General features: G+C 54.4%; 3 rRNA genes. All 3 read right to left on the bottom strand.

From position 1 onward, the window contains the following. Window positions 1–48: 48 nt before the first annotated feature. A 5S ribosomal RNA gene (gene rrf, locus LVJ59_RS17750) occupies window positions 49–165 on the bottom strand. Window positions 166–273: 108 nt separating this feature from the next. Continuing rightward, window positions 274–3,378: ribosomal RNA gene (locus tag LVJ59_RS17745) — 23S ribosomal RNA — on the bottom strand. Between the two features lie 414 nt (window positions 3,379–3,792). Continuing rightward, window positions 3,793–5,316: ribosomal RNA gene (locus LVJ59_RS17740) — 16S ribosomal RNA — on the bottom strand. Together the 16S, 23S and 5S rRNA genes form the textbook arrangement of a ribosomal RNA operon. Window positions 5,317–5,553 lie beyond the last annotated feature (237 nt).

Below are 5,553 nucleotides of genomic sequence, written 5' to 3'. Positions count from 1 at the left end.
AACGCAAAATGGCCACCCAGCGTTGGGTGGCCATTTTGTTTAAAAGGAGTCCGGCGGTGTCCTACTCTCCCACAGGGTCCCCCCTGCAGTACCATCGGCGCTGTGAGGCTTAGCTTCCGGGTTCGGAATGTAACCGGGCGTTTCCCTCACGCTATGGCCGCCGAAACACTATTGATGTTTCAATCAAACACATAACAAAGTCATTGTTGTTATGCGGTTCTCGACCGTACATCGAGAACCACTCAGTGGACGCGTAGCACCAACAAACGGTGTGTTATCAAGTCATCGGCTTATTAGTACCAGTCAGCTGCATGCATTACTGCACTTCCACATCTGGCCTATCAACCCAGTAGTCTGGCTGGGAGCCTCTCACCCGAAGGTATGGAAATCTCATCTTGAGGCCGGCTTCCCGCTTAGATGCTTTCAGCGGTTATCCATCCCGAACGTAGCTAATCAGCGGTGCTCCTGGCGGAACAACTGACACACCAGAGGTTCGTCCAACCCGGTCCTCTCGTACTAGGGTCAGATCCTCTCAAATTTCCTACGCGCGCAGCGGATAGGGACCGAACTGTCTCACGACGTTCTAAACCCAGCTCGCGTACCGCTTTAATGGGCGAACAGCCCAACCCTTGGGACCTACTCCAGCCCCAGGATGCGACGAGCCGACATCGAGGTGCCAAACCATGCCGTCGATATGGACTCTTGGGCAAGATCAGCCTGTTATCCCCGAGGTACCTTTTATCCGTTGAGCGACAGCGCTTCCACAAGCCACTGCCGGATCACTAGTCCCGACTTTCGTCCCTGCTCGACCTGTCAGTCTCACAGTCAAGCTCCCTTGTGCACTTACACTCGACACCTGATTGCCAACCAGGTTGAGGGAACCTTTGGGCGCCTCCGTTACTTTTTGGGAGGCAACCGCCCCAGTTAAACTACCCACCAGGCACTGTCCCTGAACCGGATTACGGTTCGAAGTTAGATATCCAGAGTGACCAGAGTGGTATTTCAACAATGACTCCACACGAACTAGCGTCCATGCTTCAAAGTCTCCCACCTATCCTACACAAGCCACACCGAACACCAATACCAAGCTGTAGTAAAGGTCACGGGGTCTTTCCGTCCTGCTGCGCGTAACGAGCATCTTTACTCGTAATGCAATTTCGCCGAGTTCGCGGTTGAGACAGTTGGGAAGTCGTTACGCCATTCGTGCAGGTCGGAACTTACCCGACAAGGAATTTCGCTACCTTAGGATGGTTATAGTTACCACCGCCGTTTACTGGGGCTTAAATTCTCAGCTTCGCCTTACGGCTAACCGGTCCTCTTAACCTTCCAGCACCGGGCAGGCGTCAGTCCGTATACATCGTCTTGCGACTTGGCACGGACCTGTGTTTTTAGTAAACAGTCGCTACCCACTAGTCTCTGCGGCCTCCAAACGCTTTCGGGAGTAAATCCCTATACGCCGAAGGCCCCCCTTCTCCCGAAGTTACGGGGGCATTTTGCCGAGTTCCTTAACCACGATTCTCTCGATCTCCTTGGTATTCTCTACCTGACCACCTGAGTCGGTTTGGGGTACGGGCAGCTAGAACCTCGCGTCGATGCTTTTCTCGGCAGCATAGGATCACCCACTTTTTATCCGCATCGTGTCTCAGCCTCAATGAATCGCGGATTTGCCTACGACTCGGCCTACGCACTTGCACCAGGACAACCATCGCCTGGCTTGGGCTACCTTCCTGCGTCACACCTGTTAATACGCTAACCGCACCAGAATGGGGTCGTACGCTAGGCCCAGAGCGTCACCCCGAAGGGATCAGTCACTGGGATTCAGATACTTAGCACTACTGGATTAGCTTGGGCGGTTCTTCGCCGGTACGGGAATATCAACCCGTTGTCCATCGACTACGCCTGTCGGCCTCGCCTTAGGTCCCGACTTACCCAGGGAAGATTAGCTTGACCCTGGAACCCTTGGTCTTTCGGAGGACGTGTTTCTCACACGTCATTCGCTACTCATGCCTGCATTCTCACTCGTGTAGCCTCCACGGCTGGTTTACACCGCCGCTTCGCTGGCCACACGACGCTCTCCTACCCATCAACACGGCTGGACCACGAAGGCCTACCAATAATGTCAATGCCACAACTTCGGTGGCGTGCTTGAGCCCCGTTACATTGTCGGCGCGGAATCACTTGACCAGTGAGCTATTACGCACTCTTTCAAGGGTGGCTGCTTCTAAGCCAACCTCCTGGTTGTCACAGCAACTCCACATCCTTTCCCACTTAGCACGCGCTTTGGGACCTTAGTTGGTGGTCTGGGTTGTTTCCCTCTCGACTATGAAGCTTATCCCCCACAGTCTCACTGCTGCGCTCTCACTTACCGGCATTCGGAGTTTGGCTGACGTCAGTAACCTTGTAGGGCCCATCGGCCATCCAGTAGCTCTACCTCCGGCAAGAAACACGCAACGCTGCACCTAAATGCATTTCGGAGAGAACCAGCTATCACGAAGTTTGATTGGCCTTTCACCCCTATCCACAGCTCATCCCCTCAGTTTTCAACCTAAGTGGGTTCGGTCCTCCACACGCTCTTACACGTGCTTCAACCTGGCCATGGATAGATCACTTCGCTTCGGGTCTAGGACATGCGACTGAATCGCCCTATTCAGACTCGCTTTCGCTACGGCTACCCCACACGGGTTAACCTCGCCACATATCGCTAACTCGCAGGCTCATTCTTCAAAAGGCACGCTGTCACCCCTACTAAGGAGGCTCCAACGGTTTGTAAGCAAACGGTTTCAGGTACTATTTCACTCCCCTCCCGGGGTACTTTTCACCTTTCCCTCACGGTACTTGTCCGCTATCGGTCATCTGGGAGTATTTAGGCTTATCAGGTGGTCCTGACAGATTCACACGGGATTTCACGGGCCCCGTGCTACTTGGGATACTCTTCGCGCCAAGAGAAGCATTTCGACTACGGGGTTGGCACCCTCTATGACCGGCCTTTCAAGACCGTTCGTCTATACCTTCTTGTAACGCCGCCACCTCGGCAGAGATGACTGAAAAGTCCCACAACCCCCAACGTGCAACGCCTGCCGGCTATCACACACGCTAGGTTTAGCCTGATCCGGTTTCGCTCGCCACTACTAACGGAATCGCGGTTGCTTTCTCTTCCTGTGGGTACTGAGATGTTTCACTTCCCCACGTTCCCTCTACCCGCCCTATATATTCAGGCGGGAGTCACTAGGTCGGCACGCCGCCCAGCGGGGTTTCCCCATTCGGACACCCTCGGATCAAAACTTGCTTATCAGTTCCCCGAGGCTTATCGCAGATTGCTACGTCCTTCTTCGGCTCCAGATGCCAAGGCATCCACCGTTTGCTCTTAAAGACTTGAAATCACATGAGTTTGAATCAAAAACCCGACCAGTCCGAAGACTGAATCAGAAATTGACTAATGATCTTTAAGATCATCTTGTGCAACAACCCGAAGGCTGCTGCAAGATGCTCGCGTCCACTGTGTAGTTCTCAAAGTACGGGCGGTACCCCTCACCGCTTCCCCACCGGGGAAACAACGAAAGGCCCAGAGTAACCAAATGCTTCCAACCCGAAGGTCAAAGCGCATCCGGTCCCTCAGGACCCAACAGCGTGCAGGCACCGACCCCCTCACCCAGAACCTTCCAACCGCAAGCGGCGTACTCATTCCAAGATCAGATCTCGATGCCATGTCAAATGTTCCACCCATGAGCTCCCAGCGAAGAACGTATGCCTTCGATCTGGGTTCTGGACGCCAAAGCGTCAGATGCTCCTTAGAAAGGAGGTGATCCAGCCGCACCTTCCGGTACGGCTACCTTGTTACGACTTAGTCCTAATTACCGATCCCACCTTCGACGGCTCCCTCCACAAGGGTTAGGCCACCGGCTTCAGGTGTTACCGACTTTCATGACTTGACGGGCGGTGTGTACAAGACCCGGGAACGTATTCACCGCAGCGTTGCTGATCTGCGATTACTAGCGACTCCGACTTCATGAGGTCGAGTTGCAGACCTCAATCCGAACTGGGACCGGCTTTTTGGGATTCGCTCCACCTCACGGTATTGCAGCCCTTTGTACCGGCCATTGTAGCATGCGTGAAGCCCAAGACATAAGGGGCATGATGATTTGACGTCATCCCCACCTTCCTCCGAGTTGACCCCGGCAGTATCCCATGAGTTCCCACCATTACGTGCTGGCAACATAGAACGAGGGTTGCGCTCGTTGCGGGACTTAACCCAACATCTCACGACACGAGCTGACGACAACCATGCACCACCTGTTTACGAGTGTCCAAAGAGTTGACCATTTCTGGCCCGTTCTCGTATATGTCAAGCCTTGGTAAGGTTCTTCGCGTTGCATCGAATTAATCCGCATGCTCCGCCGCTTGTGCGGGTCCCCGTCAATTCCTTTGAGTTTTAGCCTTGCGGCCGTACTCCCCAGGCGGGGAACTTAATGCGTTAGCTGCGTCACGGAATCCGTGGAATGGACCCCACAACTAGTTCCCAACGTTTACGGGGTGGACTACCAGGGTATCTAAGCCTGTTTGCTCCCCACCCTTTCGCTCCTCAGCGTCAGTTACGGCCCAGAGATCTGCCTTCGCCATCGGTGTTCCTCCTGATATCTGCGCATTCCACCGCTACACCAGGAATTCCAATCTCCCCTACCGCACTCTAGTCTGCCCGTACCCACTGCAGGCCGGAGGTTGAGCCTCCGGATTTCACAGCAGACGCGACAAACCGCCTACGAGCTCTTTACGCCCAATAATTCCGGATAACGCTTGCGCCCTACGTATTACCGCGGCTGCTGGCACGTAGTTAGCCGGCGCTTTTTCTGCAGGTACCGTCACTTTCGCTTCTTCCCTGCTAAAAGAGGTTTACAACCCGAAGGCCGTCGTCCCTCACGCGGCGTTGCTGCATCAGGCTTGCGCCCATTGTGCAATATTCCCCACTGCTGCCTCCCGTAGGAGTCTGGGCCGTGTCTCAGTCCCAGTGTGGCCGGTCACCCTCTCAGGCCGGCTACCCGTCGACGCCTTGGTGAGCCATTACCTCACCAACAAGCTGATAGGCCGCGAGCCCATCCCCAACCGAAATTCTTTCCAGACGCAGACCATGCGATCACGTCACATATCCAGTATTAGACGCCGTTTCCAGCGCTTATCCCAGAGTCAGGGGCAGGTTGCTCACGTGTTACTCACCCGTTCGCCACTGATCCCACAGAGCAAGCTCCGTGTTCACCGTTCGACTTGCATGTGTTAAGCACGCCGCCAGCGTTCATCCTGAGCCAGGATCAAACTCTCCGTAAAAAAGAAATGCATACGAACACCGGGAAAACGATGAACGCAGCGAGTTTGATGCTGACCAAAGAGACAAATTCATTGCTGACTTCATCCATTGCCAGCCCCCGGAAGGGCTGGTCTTTGATCCAAAGGAATTCTCACCCAGCCGAAGCTAGACGAGGATAATTTGGCATTTGACAAGTGCACGCTGTTGAGTTCTCAAGGATCGGATGCTCCCACGACCCAGTCATCACAACCAGGCCC

The sequence above is a fragment of the Microbacterium sp. KKR3/1 genome (genome assembly GCF_021272365.1).
Classification (GTDB): Bacteria; Actinomycetota; Actinomycetes; order Actinomycetales; family Microbacteriaceae; genus Microbacterium; species Microbacterium aurugineum.
The sequence above is the reverse complement of the archived record's forward strand: the minus strand, read 5'-3'. Positions and strand labels throughout refer to the sequence as shown.